Origin of the sequence: Tenacibaculum haliotis (assembly GCF_025215075.1) — a bacterium.
GTDB lineage: Bacteria > Bacteroidota > Bacteroidia > Flavobacteriales > Flavobacteriaceae > Polaribacter > Polaribacter haliotis_B.
The window spans coordinates 330,861-350,671 of the sequence record NZ_JAOBTH010000027.1; the positions used below are offsets into that span (position 1 = coordinate 330,861).

Sequence of the window (19,811 nt, forward strand, 5' to 3'; positions counted from 1 at the left end):
TTAAAAATACAAATTTTGTTATAAAAAACTCTTTTTTTTATCAAAAAGTAGTTCTTTGCTTGTACTTATTACACTTTTAATTTTCTATGTGGCAAGTAACAAAAAAATCTTGGTACATTAAAAAAAACTGTGTTATTTATAGGTTTTTTATTGTTTCCTCTACTATTTCAAGTAGTTACACACGTTAAAAATGAATTAAAAAACATGTTTTAACTAATTTCTCCTCTTAATGAAGTTTCAAAATAATGCTTAAATTGTTCTTTTGACAGCTTCTCTCCCAATAAATACATCATTTTTGCAACTGCGGTTTCGGTTGTGATATCTTTTCCATCAACAATTCCGATTCGTTTTAAGTCTGAACTTGTTTCGTAATGTCCTAAAATCACACTTCCTCCTGCACATTGGGTTACATTCACAATATAAGTGCCTTCAGCTACGGCTTTTTCTAATAAATCAATAAACCATTTTTCTGTAGGGGCATTTCCTGCTCCGTAAGTTTCTAAAACCACCCCTTTTAAATTAGGAATACTTATAAAACTTTTTACTACAGATGCCGTTATGCCTGGGAATAATTTTAAAATAGCTACGTTATTATCTAAATTCTTTCTAAAAACAAGTTTTTTACCTTCACTTTTTGGCGTAAACAACATTGGATAATTAAAATTTAAATGAACACCACTTACCACTAAAGGTGGATAATTCATCGAAGCAAAAGCTTCAAATTGCTCGGCATTTATTTTTGTTGTTCTATTTGCTCGGTATAATTTATACTCAAAATACAAGCCAACTTCCTGAATTACTGGCTTTCCGTTTTCGTAAGTTGAGGCTACTTGTATTGAGGTAATTAAATTTTCTTTTGCATCTGTTCGTAAATCTCCAATTGGTAATTGAGAACCTGTAAAAATTACAGGTTTCTCTAAGTTTTCAAACATAAAACTAATTGCTGATGATGTATACGACATCGTATCAGAACCTGTAAGTACTACAAAACCATCAAATTTATTGTAATTATCAGAAATAATTTGAGCAATATCAATATAATAGTTCACACTCATGTTTGATGAATCAATAGGTTCATCAAAAGAAATCGTATCAATATCACAATGTAATTGTTGCAATTCAGGAATTTTACTAGATATCTGACTAAAATCAAACGCCTTTAATGCTCCGGTTTTATAATCTTTAACCATACCTATGGTTCCTCCTGTATATACTATTAAAATTTTAGGCTTATTTGACATTATGACACTTTTATTATAGGTAATTTAATATTGGAATAATTTATGTTGTAAATTTATCAAACAAAATTGACACAAAAATTTAAATCTAAATAAATATGATAGGATTTTATATTCTAATAGGTATTATCTCTTTATTCAGCTGGATAGTAAGTAATACACTTAAAAGGAAGTTTAAGAAATATTCACAAGTTCATTTACGTAATGGTATGAGCGGAGCAGAAATAGCTCAAAAAATGCTAAACGACCATGGTATTAATGACGTAAAAGTAATTTCTACACCAGGTATGTTGACAGATCATTACAATCCACAAAATAAAACAGTAAATTTAAGTGAAGGTGTTTACAATCAACGTAACGCATCGGCTGCTGCAGTTGCTGCTCACGAGGTTGGCCATGCTGTACAACATGCAAAAGCATATCAATGGTTAACGATGCGATCTAAATTAGTACCTATTGTTAGTATTTCTTCTCGTTTTTCTCAATGGATGATTATTGGTGGTCTTATTTTAGGAGCGGGTGCTGGTCAGCCAGGAATTGGACAAATGGTTGCTATTGGCGGACTTGTTTTTATGGCAATGGGAACTTTGTTTAGTTTTATTACACTTCCGGTAGAATATGACGCAAGTAATAGAGCTTTAGCTTGGTTAGAAAATAAACATATTGTAACTCGTGAAGAATTAGCGGGCTCTAAAGATGCTTTAAAATGGGCTGCAAGAACATACTTAATTGCCGCATTAGGTTCTTTAGCAATGCTTTTATACTGGGCGTTACGTATTTTAGGAAGTAGAGATTAAGCATCTTAGATGCTTTTGTATTTCTTTCTAAATAAAAAATGCTCTCGGAAAACCGAGAGCATTTTTTATATTTATATATCTTAGTCTTAAGACTTAATCATTTAGTTTTAAAACTGCCATAAATGCTTCTTGTGGAATTTCTACATTACCAACCTGACGCATTCTCTTTTTACCTTTCTTTTGCTTTTCTAATAACTTACGTTTACGAGAAATATCTCCACCATAACATTTTGCCGTTACATCTTTACGTAATGCTTTTGTTGTTTCACGTGCTATAATTTTAGCTCCGATTGCCGCCTGAATAGGAATATCAAACTGTTGTCTTGGTATTAAAGTTTTTAGCTTTTCAACTATTTTCTTACCAATTGTATAGGCATTATCAGCATGTAATAAAGCTGATAAAGCATCTACTGGAGAACCATTTAGTAAAATATCTACACGAACTAACTTAGAAGTACGCATTCCTATCGGAGAATAATCAAATGATGCATATCCTTTAGAAACTGTTTTTAATCGATCATAGAAATCGAAAACAATTTCTGCCAAAGGCATATCAAAAATTAATTCAACTCTTTCTGTTGTTAGGTAAGTTTGATTTACGATCTCTCCTCTTTTTTCTATACAAAGCGACATTACTTGTCCAACAAAATCAGATTTTGTAATTATTGATGCTTTTATAAAAGGTTCCTCTACTTTCTCTAATCTAGACGGATCTGGTAAATCTGTTGGATTATTTAACAATACTATTTCCGTCGGATTTTTCTTCGTGTATGCGTGATAAGAAACGTTTGGCACTGTAGTAATTACAGTCATATTAAATTCACGCTCTAAACGCTCTTGGATAATTTCCATATGTAACATTCCTAAGAATCCACATCGAAAACCAAAACCTAACGCTGCCGAACTTTCTGGTTGAAACACTAAAGAAGCATCATTTAACTGTAACTTTTCCATAGAATTACGAAGCTCTTCATAATCCTCAGTATCTACAGGATAAATACCAGCAAAAACCATTGGCTTTACGTCTTCAAATCCGTCAATACGATCTGCTGTCGGATTTTCAAAATCTGTAATTGTATCTCCAACTTTTACTTCTTTTGCAGCTTTAATACCTGTAATTAAATACCCTACATCTCCTGTTTTCACCTCTTGTTTTACAACTTGTTCTAACTTTAAAGTACCAACTTCATCGGCCCCATATTCCTTATCAGTAGACATGAATTTAATACGTTGATTCTTTTTAATAGAACCATCAATTACTCTAAAGTAAGTTTCAATCCCTCTATATGAATTATAAACCGAGTCAAAAATTAATGCTTTTAATGGTGCATCTGGGTTTCCTTGCGGTGGCGGAACTTTTGCTATAATTGCAGCTAAAATATTATCTACACCAAAACCTGTTTTTCCACTTGCGTGAATTACATCTTCGGGTTCACAACCTAATAAATCAACAATATCATCTGTAACCTCTTCAGGATTTGCAGATGGTAAATCAACTTTATTTAAAACTGGAATAATTTCCAAGTCGTTATCTAAAGCCAAATATAAATTAGAAATTGTTTGCGCCTGAATACTTTGCGCTGCATCAACAATTAACAAAGCACCTTCACAAGCTGCTATTGAACGAGATACTTCGTAAGAAAAATCTACGTGCCCAGGTGTATCAATTAAATTTAAAATATAATCTTCACCTTCAAACGTATACTCCATTTGAATTGCGTGCGACTTAATGGTAATACCACGTTCACGCTCTAAATCCATACTATCTAATAACTGCGATTTTTTTTCTCTCTCAGTTACTGCTCCTGTATAATCTAGTAATCTATCGGCAAGTGTACTTTTACCGTGATCAATATGTGCAATAATGCAAAAATTTCTTATTTTCTTCATTCGTCGTATTTCTAGCCTCTTATGACTGACAAAGATACTTTATTGAAAAACGTTGTACAATTAAATATTTATTCAATAAAAAATAAAAAGTAACTTTGCACCATGGTAAAAATTGGTAATATAGAACTTCCTGATTTTCCGCTATTATTAGCGCCGATGGAAGATGTGAGTGATCCACCGTTTAGAGCATTGTGTAAAGAGAACGGTGCTGATGTTGTTTATACTGAGTTTATTTCTTCGGAAGGACTGATTCGCGACGCTGCAAAAAGCGTAATGAAGTTAGATATTTACGAAAAAGAACGCCCTGTTGGAATTCAGATTTTTGGTGCAAACCTAGAATCGATGTTAAAAACGGTAGAGATTGTAGAAAAATCGAAGCCTGATATTATTGATATTAACTTCGGATGCCCTGTTAAAAAAGTAGTTTCTAAAGGTGCTGGCGCAGGAATTTTAAAAGACATCGATTTAATGGTTTCTCTTACTGAAGCCATGGTAAAACACACCAATTTACCTGTTACTGTAAAAACTCGTTTAGGTTGGGATCATGATTCTATTAAGATTATAGAAGTTGCCGAACGCTTACAAGATGTTGGTTGTGCTGCAATTTCTATTCACGGTCGTACGCGTGCACAAATGTATAAAGGTGATGCTGATTGGGCACCAATTGCTCAAGTTAAAAATAATCAAAGAATGCACATTCCTGTGTTTGGAAATGGCGACGTTACTTCGCCAGAAAAAGCAATGGAAATGCGCGATAAATACGGATTAGATGGCTGTATGATTGGTAGAGCCGCTATTGGTTATCCTTGGTTTTTTAACGAAGTAAAACACTATTTTAAAACAGGTGAATATTTAGCAAAACCAACCATTGCGCAGCGAGTAGAAATGGCTCGTAGACATTTACAAATGGCTATTGATTGGAAAGGACCTGTTTTAGGAGTTTTTGAAACCAGAAGACACTATACTAACTATTTTAAAGGAATTCCGCATTTTAAAGAATACCGTATGAAAATGGTTACTTCGGATGATGCAAAAGATGTTTTTGCTGCTTTTGATGAAGTAGAAGCTAAATTCGGAAATATGATTATTCCTGAAATAGGTTAAGTTTATTTCTCAATAAAATCTTTAGAAATTCTTGAACTTGCTACTTTAGCAGCGATAAAACCAAGTGTTGAAATGGTAAGAATTACCACTAGTAAATTCACCCATCTAAATTCAACTGGATAAGCTAAGCTTTCGGTAATCATAAATAGTTCGTAACGCTGTTGTATTAACACTAATAAAACACCAATAACGACACCTACAATCATACCCACAATGGTTAATAAAAAACCTTGAAGGATGAATATTTTTTTAATTTCATCAATACTTGCACCTAAGTTGTATAAAGTTTTAAGGTTTTGACGCTTATCAATAATCATCATAATTATCGACCCTATTACATTAAACAAGGCGATAGCAATTATTAGTGTGAAAATTAAATACGAAATGAAATTTTCGGTATTAATAACCTTATAATACAAGGCATTTAATTGCGCTCTTGTTTTTACGTTAAAAGCAGTCCCTAAATTATTTTGTAATTCTTCTTGAAAATCATCTAAATCAATATTTTCTTTTAGTTTTAACTCTATTCCCGAAATTTGATTCTCATCATAATTCAATAATTCCTGCGCTAAAGATAACTCAGTAAAAACATATTTATTTTGAAACTCTTCTGAACCCGAATACGCTCCGATAATTTGTGTAGATACAGATCGAAAAGCATTATTTACATTTACAAACCCTTTACCTGGCTTTGGCACCATAATTTGCAAAGGCTCTCCAAAATTTAAAATACTTAACGAGAGTTTATACGAAATTCCGTAACCAATAACTGCTGTGTTTTTAAACTCAGGATCTACCCAAGTTCCTACAGCTAACAGAGAATCAACAGGAATAATACCTACATAATTTTCATCAACTCCTTTTATGTAGGCTATCTGGCTCTTGTCTTTGTACTTTAAAAAGACACGTTCTTCTATAATTTTTGAAATGGTCTTTATTTCGGTATTCTGAATTAATTGTTGATGAACAGCATTAGAATACTCAAAAGACTTCCCTTTTACAGTGGTTATTTTTATATCTGGATCAGATGCGTCAAGTAGTGAATCACTAAATGTTCTTAACCCTGAAAAACCAGATAAAATTACAAATAATGCTAAAGCACCTATTACAACGCCAAAAACAGCAATAAATGTAATAATATTTATTGCGTTTGTACTTGTTTTAGAAAACAGGTATCTTTTAGCTATGTATAAAGAAAATTTCAATTTTAATAAATCTTAAATATTATTTTAAATAAAATTTATTAACGTTTTTGGCGACGTGGTAAAACATCTGGATTTTTAATAGGATCTACATCATCACCTTTTAAAGATTTATCAATATCTTCGATATAATCTAAACTATCATCACCAAAAAACAATAATTCTGGCATTCTTCTTAATTGATGTCTTGTTCTTTTCGCCATTTCATGACGAATCAATGGTGTGTTCGACTTTACACCGTCAACAATTTCATCTCTTTTATCAGAAGGAAATACGCTTAAATATACTTTCGCAACACCTAAATCTGCAGTAACCGAAACTTTAGATACCGATATAATCACTCCTTTCATTCCATCTTGTGCAGCACGTTGTAAAACATCTACCAAATCTTCTTGTAATACTCCTGCAATTTTTCGTTGCCTATTCGTTTCTTCCATGCTGCAAATTTAAGGATAAAATTACGGAGTGTAAATTTTATTTTTTATTGCATACATTACCAAGCCTACTCTATTTCTTACATTAAGTTTTGTAAACAAGCTATCTCGATAGCCATCTATAGTTTTAGGGCTTAAAAACATCTTTTCAGCAATTTCTTTATAGGTTAACTCAGAACAAGCTAACTTCATGAATTTCATTTCATTATCTTTAAACGAAACATTTTTTTCTCCATTTTTTCCTGAAACTGAATCTAATAATAATGTGGTAACATTCTTTGTATGATAAAAGCCATTATCCATCATTTCTATCAGTGCTTTTTCTAACACTTCCTTTTGAGTATCTTTCAATAAATAGCCAACAGCACCAGCTTTTAACATTTTTAAAATGGTATTATCTGTATCCTCAACTGATAACGCCATTACATGCACATGTGGATGATGCTCAACAATCCATGCAGTTGTTTCAATACCGTTCATTACCGGCATATTAACGTCTACCAGTACTATATCTGGAATATTTTTAGGTGATGCAGAAAATTTATCGGAGACTTCTTTTCCGTTTTTACTGGTATATAACACTTTAAATTTATCAAAAGTATTAACCATCCCTTCAATGGCTTGAGACAATAACGTATGATCATCCACAACAACAACCGAATACTTCATAATTTTGTAGGTTTAATTAGTTTTGTTGAAAGGGGAAAATAAATTTGGTTTCTAAATATAGTAATTTATTATTAAACTTGTTCCTTTTTGTGGTTTTGACTTCATTTTAACCACTGCATTTATAAGCTTTGCTCTTGCTTTTATATTTTGTAGTCCAATACCTTTTATGTTTTTTTTATTCATTTCAAAACCAACGCCATTATCTTTAGCTATAATCTCTATAGCAGACTCGTTATAAGACACATAAACATCCAACTTTGTTCCTTTTGAATGTTTTATTGTATTTGAAAAAAATTCTTGCAACATTCTAAAAATAATAATTCCATGTTTTTGGTTAATTATTTTTTCTTCTCCCGTAATCACTAAAGTTGATTCAATATAATTTAGTCTATTAAAACGTTCAACCTCTAATACTAAAGCTTCTTTTAATCTTATATTATTTATAAAATCTGGGTTTATTGATTTAGACAGCGCTCTTATTTCTGTTAAACTCCTCGTTATTGTTTGAGAAATCTCCTCCATGTTTTCGGGTGACGCATGCTGCATCTGTATCTTTGCTAAAGTTAAAAGTTGCCCGATATTATCATGTAATTCCCAACTAATATTTCGCAAAGTTTCTTCACGTATCTCTATTTGAGTTTCTGCAATTTCTTTTTCATAACGTTTCTTGTTCTCTTCCCTTTCTAATAATAATTTGTTTTTACGACGTTGAAAAACGGTAAAAAGAATAATTAAAAAAACAACTCCAAGCACCGTTAAAACAGTTACTCCTATAAGTGCTATATGTTTTTCTTCCAACATGTTATAATTCCATAAATAAAACAACTATGCATAATAATTGTAAGTACTATTTGTATTGCAAATACATCAATATTATTTTCTGTGTATACAAACTCAGAAACTGCTGTTAATGGCAGTGTACCTAAATAGTACAACAGAAACCCAACCGTAATCCAAAAAGTAATATCTTTTTGATAATTTAATATTTTATCAGACAATAAAAATTCTCTTAAATATAAAACAAAATTTATACTAACTAATATAGCCCCAATAACAAGTATAGAAACGATATATTTTGACATGACTTCTTGCCCATAATAAAATCCTAAAACACAATAAACTATATTAAAAATAATTAAAGCACATTTAATATATACCTGTGTTAGTTTTTCTTTAGAAATGTCTTTATAAAATAAAAAGATAAGATTGTATTCAAAAAAGACTAAAACATTATAAATGAAATTGGTAAATATTCCTGGTTCATTAATAAAATTTCTGTAGAACAAAATAAAAAACTCTATTAAAGCTATTAAGCATACGTAGCATAAGAAATATCTTATTTTTTCATAACGAAACGATTTCCTGTATTTTATAAGATATAAAACAGGAGAGATAAACATTAAAGTATATGCGATGTTTAAAAGTTTCATTTTACTAGTATTACATTGGTGGCCTAGAAGCTAATCTGTTAGACCCTGAACTAATTTCATTTTCCTGAAAAGATTTTTCAACTATTGTTTCTTTATTTTTCGACACCTTACTATTATCATATAACCATTTATACCCTTTTTTAGCGAGTATTGACTTAAAGGTTATTGGATTCCCTTTTACAGATTTTAACGGATCAAATGTCACAAAATATTCTCCATCAATGGTGGTCGTTGGCATAAATATTAAAGTTTGATATCCAGCTTCTTTGGAATTTGATTTCTTATTAGGATATGCTGCCGAAATAATATTAATACCTGTTAATGGTATGTTTTTTTGCACACATAAGTTTTCAATATACCCTAAATAGTTTTTTAATTCCTCTATCGGATACGTATTTACTCTTGTATCTTCAAAACCTAAAGATTTTTCTAACACAAATTTTCTAGTAGAATCATAAGCTTCTAACATATTTACAATTTCATTGTATTTAATCATGTTTGTTGGCCTTCCTTTATCAGTATAATTAAAAGTCCCTTCAATCACTTTATGCTCACTTTTTTCGTGGCTACGCTTGCACTCATGTTTCTCACAAGAAGTCATAAAAAGTATAAAAGCTATCGCATAAACAACAACTAATAGCTTTAATAAAACAGTTTTTTTCATCGTAATTTTATTTTTTAACATGCTTAAAGATAGCTTCTTATTATTTAACAAGACAAACAATATTTACAAAAACGGATACTAAAGCACACCAAAACAAAGAACTAACAAATAAAGTCAGCTATAAAAACAGGAAAAACACTTTAAAGACCGCAATGGTTTTACTGATTTTTATCATAGCATACACTCTTGTATTTACTACGTTAATTCCTAATAGATTTTATTATTTTTACAAAATGAATAATATAGAACACATTGGTATTGCCGTAAAAGATTTAGAAAAATCAAATGAATTATTTGCTTCACTTTTTGGGAAACCTCATTATAAAACTGAAGAAGTAGCAAGTGAGGGCGTAAAAACTTCTTTTTTTAAATCAGGAGTAAATAAAATAGAGTTATTAGAGGCCACAAAACCCGAAAGTCCCATTGCTAAATTTATAGAAAAAAAAGGAGAAGGCGTTCATCATATTGCCTTTGCTGTTAACGATATTAAAGCAGAAATAAAACGATTACAAAAAGAAGGTTTTACGGTATTAAATGAAACCCCTAAAAAAGGAGCAGACAATAAACTCGTTGCTTTTTTACACCCTAAAACAACAAACGGAGTTTTAATTGAGTTATGTCAAGAAATCGAATAACACATTCATTTAAAATTTCTTAAATATTTGTATCTTGCAAAGTCTAAAACGCATATTAAACAATGACAACCTCTTTTGATTCTTTTCAAAAACGCCGTTTACAATCATCCTATGTTTCTGTAGTCGTAAGTATTGCATTGGTGCTTTTTATGATGGGTGTTTTAGGTTTAATTTTACTAAAATCTACTAAAGTAGCCAATCACTTTAAAGAAAAAGTAGTGATGACACTATTTTTAAAAGATGATGTAACCGACAAACAATTAAAAAAATTTAAGGAAACCATTCAAAAAGAAAGCTACACCAATAAAGTTGTATATATAACAAAAAGTGAAGCTGCTAAAACTTACAAAAAAGATTTAGGTGAAGATTTTTTAAAATTTTTAGGAGACAATCCGCTTAAAAACGGAATTGACATTTACTTAAAAGCAGCTTTTGTTACTCCTGAAAAAATGGATGGAATTAAAAAGTCTTTTGATAAAAACAAATTTGTTGCAGAAGTAAATTACGACAAACCTTTAGTTCAATTACTAACAAAAAACATTCAAAAAATAAGCTTCTGGTTATTAGTTTTAAGTGGTTTCTTTGGTTTAGTAGCTATAATCTTAATCAACAGTTCTATTCGATTATCTATTTACTCTAAAAGATTTAATATTAAAACCATGCAAATGGTTGGTGCTACCAAAAGTTTTATTCGTAAACCTTTTATTTGGCAAAGTATTAAACTAGGTGTCTTAGGCGCTTTCATCTCTTTAATTGGCTTGGCTTTTGTAATTTATTATACAAATAAATACATTCCTTCTTTAGAGTTATTAACCGATTACGTTTCATTAGCGTATGTAGCTGGCGGAGTTTTATTCACCGCCTTTTTTATTACATGGATAAGCACCTTTTTTGCTACTCAACGTTTTTTAAACTTACAAACGAACGACTTGTATTACTAAGATTATATGAAAAAAGAAAACACTCCGAAACAAGAATTTTTATTCGGCAAACGAAATTATGTTATTATGCTAATTGGTTTAGCTGTTATCTCTTTAGGTTTTATTTTGATGGCAGGTGGCGGTAGCGACGATCCTAATGTATTTAACAAAGAAATTTATAGCTGGCGCAGAATTCGTTTAGCACCAACTTTAGTTCTTATTGGTTTAGGTATTGAAATTTATGCTATTTTCGCCAATCCTAAAAAATAAGTATGGATTTATTAGAAGCTATTATTCTTGGAATTATTCAAGGGCTTACCGAATTTTTACCAGTATCATCAAGTGGTCATTTAGAACTAGCAAAAGCTATTTTAGGCGACACCTCAGTACCCGAAGAAAGCTTAACTTTTACTGTTGTATTGCATTTTGCAACCGCTTTAAGTACTTTGGTTGTTTTTAAGAAAGAAGTTGCTGAAATTTTTAAAGGATTGTTCCAATTTAAATGGAATGAAGAAATGAAATTTTCTTTAAAAATTATTATTTCTATGATTCCGGCAGTAATTATTGGATTATTATTTGAAGAACAATTAGAGTCTTTTTTTGGCGGAAAAATACTATTTGTAGGTATTATGTTATTAGTTACAGCTGTTTTATTATTATTTGCTGATAAGGCTAAAAACACCAACAAGGAAGTTTCTTTCAATAACTCATTACTTATAGGTATTTCGCAAGCAATTGCAATGTTACCTGGTATTTCTCGATCAGGGGCAACTATTTCTACGTCTGTTTTACTTGGTATTGATCGCAGTAAAGCAGCTCGATTTTCGTTTTTAATGGTAGTGCCACTTATCTTCGGTAAAATAGCAAAAGACTTACTTAGCGGAGATATTAATTTTCAATCTTCCGAAATTGTTCCAATATCAGCAGGATTTATAGCTGCTTTTTTAGCAGGTTTAGTTGCTTGTAATTGGATGATTGCACTCGTTAAAAAAAGCAAATTATCATACTTTTCAATTTACTGCGCAATTGTAGGATTAATTGCTATCGGATACTCTTTATTAAACTAATATGAAAACGGAAGAAGATTACAAAAACGGACAAGTTTTATTGATTGATAAACCATTAGAATGGACTTCTTTTCAGGTGGTTAATAAACTGCGTTGGGAAATAAGACAACGTTTCAATATCAAAAAAATAAAAGTTGGGCATGCTGGAACTTTAGATCCATTGGCAACAGGTTTATTGATACTTTGTACAGGTAAAAAAACTAAAATAATTGATACGTATCAAGGTCAAATAAAAGAATATACAGGTACTATTACTTTGGGCGGAACAACACCAAGTTATGATTTAGAAACAGAAGTGAATGAAACTTTTTCTACGGATCATATTACCGAAGAATTGATTCATGAAACGACTAAGCAGTTTACAGGAATAATTCAGCAAAAACCACCTATTTTTTCAGCGATAAAAAAAGAAGGCGTACGCTTATATGAACTAGCTAGAAAAGGAGAAACTACCGAAATAAAAACAAGAGAAGTTACGATTCCTGTATTTGAAATCACCAATATTAATGGTAATAATATTGACTTTAGAGTTGTTTGTAGCAAAGGAACTTACATTCGTTCTTTGGCTTATGATTTTGGAATTGCTTTAAAATCAGGTGCTCATTTATCAGCATTAAGAAGAACTAAAATTGGTGATTTTCATGTTGATAATGCAGTAAGCGTAGATGCTTTTATAAAATCTTTAGAAGCAGAATAGATTTCACACCAAATTAACATCATAAAAAAAGACTGGAATATCAATATTTATTAAATTGATATTCCAGTCTTTTTTTAATTAATTAAGATAGATAAAAGTATATTATGACTTCTTCTTCTTTAAAAAACGATTATACCAACTTTCTAAAATTGATACTTCCCAGTGATTTTCTAATTCTTGTTTTGTTTGAATTAAGTTATCAAAAACAATCGTTTTTTCTGTCACTGCTTTATTTTTAATCAACTTTTTAAAATCTTTCAACTCTTTATACTGTGTATATTCACCTTGCTTAAAACACACATTCATTCTGTCTAACAATTCAACATCGTATTGTTGTTGTAATTGCAATATAAAACCAACTTGTGTATCAATATCAGCATTAGACAACTCCGCATTTTCTTCCGCAGAAAAAATAATAAAACGATTATATTTTACATCAAATGAAGCTTTAAAACCTTCATCATCTGCTTTCCAATTTTCAGTAAAAGTTTTTAACTGTTCATTTAATCCATCTATTTCCTGCGGATAAAATTTTCTGTTACATGGATAAATCCAAACTTTTGCATCTTCTGATAAAGTACTAAATTCTACTAACATAATTATTCTTTCTAAACCGCAAATATACAGAAAACAAAACCTCCTTCTTGAGAATCAAAAAGGAGATTTATTATTTATAAAAAATGATTCTTATTTAAAAAATGAAACAAGATTTTCTTGAACATCTTCACCTTTGTTTTTATTATACCAAATCTGTAAGTCTTTTTTAAAATTGGCATCTAAACTACCATGTTCTGCTTTATAATCAGCTACCATTTTAGTTGCAATAGTTGGTCTTGGTCCCCAAGTATCAATCACCTGATTATTTTTACTTAAAGCTATTAATTTAGGAATAGACCTACCGCCGTTGGTTAAAAACTCATCCATTAGCTCAAGATTTTCATCTCTTAAAACAATTTTTAATTGAATGTTTGAATTTTCTTCAGCTATTTTATTGATAACAGGTAAGTTTTGAGCCGCATCACCGCACCAACCTTCTGTTAAAACCAACCAAGTTTGTGGCTCTTTTATGTCTTTTAATTTAGCTATCGTTTCTTCTGAAATTTTTATAGTTTTATCTAAACGTTTCATTCGTTTATCGTTTAACAAACTATAATTTAATAAATCGTCAGACTGGTTTGGCCCTGTTGATTTACCTTCATCTAATAGGTTTTTTACTAAAACCCTATATTCCGAATATGAAATGGCTTTTTCTAAACTATTTTCTATAATTTTTTTCATCTTACTAATCTCTTATGATACAAATGTATTTCTTCTCTTTAAAATACAAAGCAACTTAAGTTACAGTACCTAAAAAGAGCTTTTATAGACGTAGTTAAATTAAAAAACTTACACTTCTTCTAATTTCTGTTTTTCTAATGCTTGTAAATTCGTAACAATATCTTTTGTCATAGATGCTAAATCGAATTTATGATTCCATTCCCAATCTTTTCTTGCGTGAGAATCGTCAATAATTTGAGGCCAACTATCAGCAATAGCTTGTCTAAAATCTGGCTTATAACTAATTTCAAACTCAGGAATATATTTTTTAATTTCTGCTGCAATTTCTTTCGGTGTAAAACTAATAGCCGCTAAATTGTAAGAAGTTCTTGTTTTTATTTTTTCAGTATCAGCTTGCATAATCTGAATAGTTGCATTTATAGCATCATCCATATACATCATTGGCAAACGGGTGTTTTCTGATAAAAAACACTCATAAGTTCCTTTTTTTAAAGCATCAAAATAAATATCAACTGCATAATCTGTAGTTCCTCCTCCAGGTAATGTTTCCCAGCTAATAATACCAGGGTAACGAATACTACGCACATCTACTCCATATTTTTCATGATAGTAATTACACCAATGTTCACCAGCAACCTTACTTATTCCGTATACTGTTGACGGCTCCATAATTGTTTGTTGAGGCGTATTTATTTTTGGTGACGTTGGTCCAAATGAAGCCATAGAGCTTGGCCAATATACTTTTTGAATGTGTTTTTCTCGCGCTATTTCTAAAACAGCTAATAAAGAAGACATATTTAAATCCCACCCTTTTAATGGATATTTTTCTGCTGTTGCAGATAGCATTGCTGCCATTAAATATACTTGCGTTACTTTATATTTCTCAACTACTTCGAAAATTCGCTCTTTACTAGTAGCATCAATAATTTCGAAAGGTCCTGAAGTCATCATTTCTTCGTTTCCTTCTCTAATATCAGAAGCTATTACATTCTCGTTTCCGTATAAAGAACGTAGCTTTTCTGTTAATGCTGTTCCAATTTGCCCGCAGGCACCTAAAATTAATATAGTATCGTTCATTTTTAAAAATTCAAAAATATAGGATTGCAAAGTTATTAAATTTCATAATTCGTAAAAAATATTTCTACTTTTTTAATTATCAACAAAATAACAACATAAATAACTGATTACAAACTTATAATTTTCTTCTTATTCATAAACCAAGTAAAATATGTACTTTTATCCCTTTAATTTTCTAATAATGAGATACATTTTATTCGTTTTATTTTCTTTTATATTGATTGTTTCTTCTTGTAAAAAAAAGGACATTGAAAAAAATGTTCCGGTTCAAAAAACTGGAATGGATGCCATTGTTAAACACTCGAAATACACACGTTTAGACGAAACCTCTAGTAAAGAAATAAAGGAATGGAAAACATATTTTACTGCGGAAGAGTTTATTCAGCAATTAGAAAACGTTTCACCTACTGAAGCTTTAAATAGCGCATTAGAGCTAAAAACACTAACAAAACAACTAAAGGATAGCTTAACTATAAAAACGCTAAAAACACCTGCATTTAAAGCACGTGCTAATGTTTTTGAAAATGAAGTTTTAAGGTTGGTTGATATGACTTATATCCCGGCAATTACTTCCAAAGAAATAAACGCTCAAGTAAAAAAAGTACTTGCCCTTTTTGGAAGCATGAATCATAAAATAAATACCGTTTACGCTAAAAAAAGATTTGATAAAGAAATTGCACTAGATAGCCTTTTTAATTTTAAATAGATTTTAACGCCTCGTATACCAAGCTACTTTCAAAACCTCGATACAATAAGTAATCAGCTATTTTCTTTTTTCTTTTAAATAAATTTGTTTCTGTTACTAACTTGTTTTTTTTATTAACTAAACTATATAGAGTAGTTATATAATCTTCTTCATTAATTTCTTTTAAAGCCGTTTTTATATTGTATTCAGAGATGTTTCTGAATCTTAACTCTCTAACTATTCGTTGTTTTCCCCATTTTTTTATTCTGAACTTTCCTCTTGCAAAACTTTTAGAAAATCGCTCTTCATTTAAAAAATTATCTTTTAGTAAACTTAAAAGAATTATTTCTCGAGCTTCAGGAATTATACTATACTCTCTTAACTTATTTTCTACCTCTTTATGGCAACGATCTTGGTAAGCACAATAATGCTCCATTTTTCGCTTAACCTCATCAACAGTAAAAACTTTTTTATCCATAGATCAAAAATAAAAAAAGAGTTGAAAGTATATACACTTTCAACTCTTTTTCACTAACAAAAACCAAAAATTATTATATGTTTCTTCTCAACCACATTTTAAACTTCGTTATTAAGAAGAATAAAATAGGTACAGCAATTAAGGTTAAGAAGGTAGCTATTAATAAACCGTAAATTACAGTCCATGCTAATGGCCCCCAAAAAATTACGTTATCTCCTCCCATGTATATTTTAGGGTCAAAATCTGCAAACAACGTAAAGAAATTTATGTTAAACCCTATTGCTAAAGGGATTAAACCAAGAATCGTTGTAATTGCAGTTAATAATACGGGTCTTAAACGTGCTTTACCTGCTCTTACAATTGCCTCGAACAAATCGCTTGTTTCTAAATAAGCTGTTTCCTCTAAACCTAAATCAAGTTTTTTTCTATCAATTAATAGTTGTGCATAATCTAGTAATACTACGCCATTATTCACCACAATTCCTGCTAATGATATAATTCCCATCATGGTCATCATAATAACAAAAGAAGAACCTGTAATTACCATTCCGCCAAACACACCTATAAGGCTTAACAAAATAGAAATCATGATGATTGTTGGTTTTGAAATGGAATTAAATTGAAAAATCAATATAAAGAAAATCAACCCTAAACCAGTTAATAATGCCCCCATTAAAAAAGCCATTTGTTTGTTCTGTTCTTCAATTTGCCCTGTATAATCTATTTTGATGTCTTTAGGCATTCCTTCAAACGATTTCATTTCGTTTTGTACTTGATTTACAATCGCGCCAGCATCTGTAAAACCTGGTGACAATTGAGAATATACCGTTACAACTCGCTTAACATCCTTATGCTTAATGGCACTAAATCCTGAATTATTACTATGCTCTGCCACTGCAGAAATTGGGATTTCTTTTATTTGCCCCGTATTGTCTCTAAAAGTTATTTTCTGATTAAAAATAGCACTAGAATTGTATCTATTCGCTTTATTAAAACGAACATATATATCATAATCCTCACCATCCTCTTTGTAAATTCCTGCTTTGGCACCAAAGATAGAATTACGAATTTGTTGTCCAACTTGTGATGCGTTAACCCCTAATTCTCCAGATTTTTTTCGATCTATAAGAACTTGCATTCCTGGTTTATCTTTATTTACATCTATCTTAATTTCATCTACTCCAGGTATATTTCTTGCATTGATGAAATCACGCATTTTTTCTGCAATAGCAATTAACTCACTATAATCATTCCCTTCTATCTCAATATTAATTGGCGCACCAGCTGGTGGACCATTCGCATCTTTTTCAACAGAAATTAAAACTCCAGGATAAATACCTACTAAAGCTTGCTGTACTTTTTGACGCAATAATTCACTATCTTCTCCCCTACGGTATTTATACTCGCGCATTGAAGCTGTAATTTTTCCTTTGTGCGGTAATTCACCTCCAGAACCTGCATCAGCAGTCGGATTCCCAGCACCTTCACCTACTTGCGAAACGGTACTTTCTACTAAGAAGTTATAATCACCATCTGTATATTGTGCATCATTTAAAACAACATCAACCCTCTTTTCAATTTGCTTGGTAATTCTGTTTGTTTTTTCAATATCTGTTCCTTGCGGATACTCGATATAAACAATAATTTGATTTGGCTTATTATTAGGGAAAAACTCAACTTTAGTACGTTGTGAAGCTAATGATGCTCCAAATGCAATAAAAGAGATAATAAGTAAAGCAAAAGTTCCTCCTATTAACCAATATGGTCTAGATTTAGATAATGCGCGACGTAGTTGACGCTCATACCAATTTTCTAAACGAGGTAGTACTTTTGTTTGAAAAGCATTTGCCCAACCGCGCAAAAAGAATCGATATACCCAAAGCATGATTGCTGTAAAAACCATTAACACTCCTAAACCTCTATAAGTTCCTCCGATTAAGTATACCAAAACTCCGATAATTGTCATAATTACCGTTGTGGTAATTATCTGTTTTAAAGGCATATTTTTATCTTCAGTACTCATAAAATTAGAGACCAATACCGAGTTAAAAAAGATAGCTACTATTAATGAAGAACTTAATACAATAGCCAATGTAATTGGTAACAATTTCATAAATTCTCCCATTACTCCTGGCCATAAACCTAATGGAATAAAAGCTGCTACTGTTGTTGCCGTAGAAATAATAATAGGAAATGCAATTTCTCCAATACCTTTTTTGGCTGCATCAACTCTACTCATTCCTTCCTCATCCATTAAACGATATACGTTTTCTACAACTACAATACCATTATCTACCAACATTCCTAGTCCCATAATCAATCCGAAGAGAATCATGGTATTTAATGTGTAGCCTAATAAATTTAAAATCATCAACGACATAAACATAGACATCGGAATTGCAAAACCTACAAAAATTGCGTTTTTAAATCCTAGGAAAAACATTAAAACCATCACTACTAAAATAACACCAAAAAGAATGTTATTTACTAAATCATCTACTGCTGCTATAGTTACTGAAGATTGATCGTTCGCTATAGTAACCTCTAAATCTGAAGGAAAAACATTCTCTTTCGCATCCTGAACCATTTTCTGAATCTGCTCTGCAGCAGCAACCATATTTGATCCAGCACGTTTTTTAACGTCTAGCATAATAACTTGCTCCCCGTATTGTCGTGCATAAGTTGTAATATCTTTTTCTTTAAATGTTACATCTGCAACATCTTTTAAGTAAATAGAATTTCCTTTTTCAGATTTTACAACAAAACTTTCTAAGTCTGACGGCTTTTCTATTTCGCCCAAAATACGAATCGTACGACGTTGTCCGCTTGTAATTAAATTACCTGCAGACATGGTTGAGTTACCACCGTTAATCGTATTTATAATATCACCAAAGCTAACTTTTGCTGCTTGCATTTTATAAATATCTACAGCGACTTCAACTTCTTTGTCTTGTACACCACGAATATCTACTTGTTTAATTTCTTGCAATCCTTCAATTTCATCCTGAAGATATTCTCCAAACTCTTTTAATTTTCCTACCGTATAATCTCCAGAAATATTAATATTAAGAATTGGCATTTCTTCACTCATACTTAAAGCAAAAACGTTAGGTTCTACTTTTGCACCATTAAAAGTTGGCCAATCCTCACTAGACGTTTCAGAATCTATTTCGTCTTTAACTTTTTGTTTTGCTGCTTCTACTTCTATATGCTCGTTAAACTCAACAATTACCATTGAGTAATCTTCTTGAGATGTAGAAGTGATTTCAACAACGTTACTTACCGTTTTTAGTTTTTCTTCTAACGGATCTGTAATAAGTTTCTCGATATCTTCGGCCGTATTACCAAAAAACGGGGTACTTATATAAATTTTTGTTTCTTTAATTTCTGGGAAACTCTCACGAGGCATTTCAAAAAAAGCAGAAACACCTAAGTAAAAGATAACTAACATCACCACATACATGGTAGTTTTGTTGTTAATTGCCCAAGAAGATAAGCCAAATTCCTTATCTACCTGTTTGTTCTTTTTAGACATATTTATAATTT

Annotated in this window: 21 protein-coding genes; 8 read left to right on the top strand and 13 right to left on the bottom strand. The window is 30.9% G+C overall.

All coding sequences use genetic code 11. From position 1 onward, the window contains the following. Window positions 1-209: 209 nt before the first annotated feature. The gene (locus tag N2251_RS09185) at window positions 210-1,241 is read right to left on the bottom strand and encodes an asparaginase (RefSeq protein ID WP_260586428.1); all 1,032 of its coding nucleotides are present in this window, start codon (window positions 1,239-1,241) and stop codon (window positions 210-212) included. Between the two features lie 95 nt (window positions 1,242-1,336). Between N2251_RS09185 and N2251_RS09190 the strand changes: the two genes are divergently transcribed. Continuing rightward, complete coding sequence (locus tag N2251_RS09190; RefSeq protein ID WP_260586429.1) at window positions 1,337-2,035, top strand: zinc metallopeptidase; 699 nt, start codon at window positions 1,337-1,339, stop codon at window positions 2,033-2,035. A gap of 93 nt (window positions 2,036-2,128) precedes the next feature. On the opposite strand, the gene lepA is transcribed toward N2251_RS09190, so the two are convergent. Then, a complete protein-coding gene (lepA, locus tag N2251_RS09195; RefSeq protein ID WP_260586430.1) occupies window positions 2,129-3,925 on the bottom strand; it encodes a translation elongation factor 4 in 1,797 nt (598 codons plus the stop codon). Between the two features lie 102 nt (window positions 3,926-4,027). Here lepA and dusB point away from each other — a divergent pair, with 102 nt between their 5' ends. After that, window positions 4,028-5,029 (top strand): tRNA dihydrouridine synthase DusB, encoded by a 1,002-nt coding sequence (dusB, locus tag N2251_RS09200; RefSeq protein ID WP_260586431.1) that lies wholly within the window; start codon window positions 4,028-4,030, stop codon window positions 5,027-5,029. A 2-nt stretch (window positions 5,030-5,031) separates the two neighbouring features. Here dusB and N2251_RS09205 read toward each other — a convergent pair whose 3' ends face one another. Genes N2251_RS09205 through N2251_RS09230 form a run of 6 tightly spaced genes read right to left on the bottom strand, consistent with a single transcriptional unit; the run spans window position 5,032 to window position 9,428 of the window. After that, the gene (locus tag N2251_RS09205; protein WP_260586432.1) at window positions 5,032-6,234 is read right to left on the bottom strand and encodes an ABC transporter permease; all 1,203 of its coding nucleotides are present in this window, start codon (window positions 6,232-6,234) and stop codon (window positions 5,032-5,034) included. A 38-nt stretch (window positions 6,235-6,272) separates the two neighbouring features. After that, complete coding sequence (rbfA, locus tag N2251_RS09210) at window positions 6,273-6,668, bottom strand: 30S ribosome-binding factor RbfA (RefSeq protein ID WP_218771535.1); 396 nt, start codon at window positions 6,666-6,668, stop codon at window positions 6,273-6,275. Between the two features lie 21 nt (window positions 6,669-6,689). Next, a complete protein-coding gene (locus N2251_RS09215) occupies window positions 6,690-7,337 on the bottom strand; it encodes a response regulator transcription factor (protein WP_260586499.1) in 648 nt (215 codons plus the stop codon). Between the two features lie 48 nt (window positions 7,338-7,385). After that, entirely contained in the window at window positions 7,386-8,135 is a 750-nt protein-coding gene (locus N2251_RS09220) for a sensor histidine kinase (protein WP_260586433.1), read from the bottom strand. Next, a complete protein-coding gene (locus tag N2251_RS09225; RefSeq protein ID WP_260586434.1) occupies window positions 8,114-8,764 on the bottom strand; it encodes a hypothetical protein in 651 nt (216 codons plus the stop codon). The genes N2251_RS09220 and N2251_RS09225 overlap by 22 nt, the downstream gene beginning before the upstream one ends. 10 nt (window positions 8,765-8,774) lie before the next feature. Next, on the bottom strand, window positions 8,775-9,428 hold the full coding sequence (locus N2251_RS09230) for a hypothetical protein (RefSeq protein WP_260586435.1): 654 nt from the start codon (window positions 9,426-9,428) through the stop codon (window positions 8,775-8,777). 233 nt (window positions 9,429-9,661) lie between these two features. On the opposite strand from N2251_RS09230, the gene mce reads away from it, so the two are divergent. The 5 genes from mce to truB all read left to right on the top strand — a co-directional run bounded on the left by mce (window position 9,662) and on the right by truB (window position 12,747). Then, window positions 9,662-10,063, top strand: coding sequence for a methylmalonyl-CoA epimerase (gene mce / locus N2251_RS09235; RefSeq protein ID WP_260586436.1), 402 nt, complete (start codon window positions 9,662-9,664; stop codon window positions 10,061-10,063). Window positions 10,064-10,125: 62 nt separating this feature from the next. Further along, window positions 10,126-11,004 carry a cell division protein FtsX gene (locus N2251_RS09240; protein ID WP_260586437.1) on the top strand — a complete coding sequence of 293 codons (879 nt, stop codon included), beginning with the start codon at window positions 10,126-10,128 and terminating at the stop codon, window positions 11,002-11,004. A gap of 6 nt (window positions 11,005-11,010) precedes the next feature. After that, window positions 11,011-11,253: a DUF3098 domain-containing protein gene (locus N2251_RS09245; RefSeq protein ID WP_260586438.1), complete on the top strand. Its 243-nt coding sequence runs from the start codon at window positions 11,011-11,013 to the stop codon at window positions 11,251-11,253. A gap of 2 nt (window positions 11,254-11,255) precedes the next feature. Continuing rightward, on the top strand, window positions 11,256-12,050 hold the full coding sequence (locus N2251_RS09250) for an undecaprenyl-diphosphate phosphatase (protein ID WP_260586439.1): 795 nt from the start codon (window positions 11,256-11,258) through the stop codon (window positions 12,048-12,050). Between the two features lies 1 nt (window position 12,051). Then, window positions 12,052-12,747, top strand: a complete 696-nt coding sequence (gene truB / locus N2251_RS09255) for a tRNA pseudouridine(55) synthase TruB (protein WP_260586440.1) — start codon at window positions 12,052-12,054, stop codon at window positions 12,745-12,747. A gap of 102 nt (window positions 12,748-12,849) precedes the next feature. Here the strand turns inward: truB and N2251_RS09260 are convergent, their stop codons facing one another. The 3 genes from N2251_RS09260 to N2251_RS09270 form a co-directional block, all read right to left on the bottom strand. Continuing rightward, a complete protein-coding gene (locus N2251_RS09260; RefSeq protein ID WP_260586441.1) occupies window positions 12,850-13,344 on the bottom strand; it encodes an ABC transporter ATPase in 495 nt (164 codons plus the stop codon). A gap of 90 nt (window positions 13,345-13,434) precedes the next feature. Continuing rightward, complete coding sequence (locus tag N2251_RS09265; RefSeq protein WP_260586442.1) at window positions 13,435-14,025, bottom strand: thioredoxin family protein; 591 nt, start codon at window positions 14,023-14,025, stop codon at window positions 13,435-13,437. Between the two features lie 108 nt (window positions 14,026-14,133). Beyond that, window positions 14,134-15,102 (bottom strand): NAD-dependent epimerase/dehydratase family protein, encoded by a 969-nt coding sequence (locus N2251_RS09270; protein ID WP_260586443.1) that lies wholly within the window; start codon window positions 15,100-15,102, stop codon window positions 14,134-14,136. A gap of 181 nt (window positions 15,103-15,283) precedes the next feature. Between N2251_RS09270 and N2251_RS09275 the strand changes: the two genes are divergently transcribed. Beyond that, window positions 15,284-15,808, top strand: coding sequence for a hypothetical protein (locus tag N2251_RS09275; RefSeq protein ID WP_260586444.1), 525 nt, complete (start codon window positions 15,284-15,286; stop codon window positions 15,806-15,808). Here the strand turns inward: N2251_RS09275 and N2251_RS09280 are convergent. After that, on the bottom strand, window positions 15,801-16,265 hold the full coding sequence (locus tag N2251_RS09280; protein ID WP_260586445.1) for a regulatory protein RecX: 465 nt from the start codon (window positions 16,263-16,265) through the stop codon (window positions 15,801-15,803). The genes N2251_RS09275 and N2251_RS09280 overlap by 8 nt on opposite strands. Window positions 16,266-16,338: 73 nt before the next feature. Continuing rightward, the gene (locus tag N2251_RS09285; protein ID WP_260586446.1) at window positions 16,339-19,800 is read right to left on the bottom strand and encodes an efflux RND transporter permease subunit; all 3,462 of its coding nucleotides are present in this window, start codon (window positions 19,798-19,800) and stop codon (window positions 16,339-16,341) included. Between the last annotated feature and the right edge of the window lie 11 nt (window positions 19,801-19,811).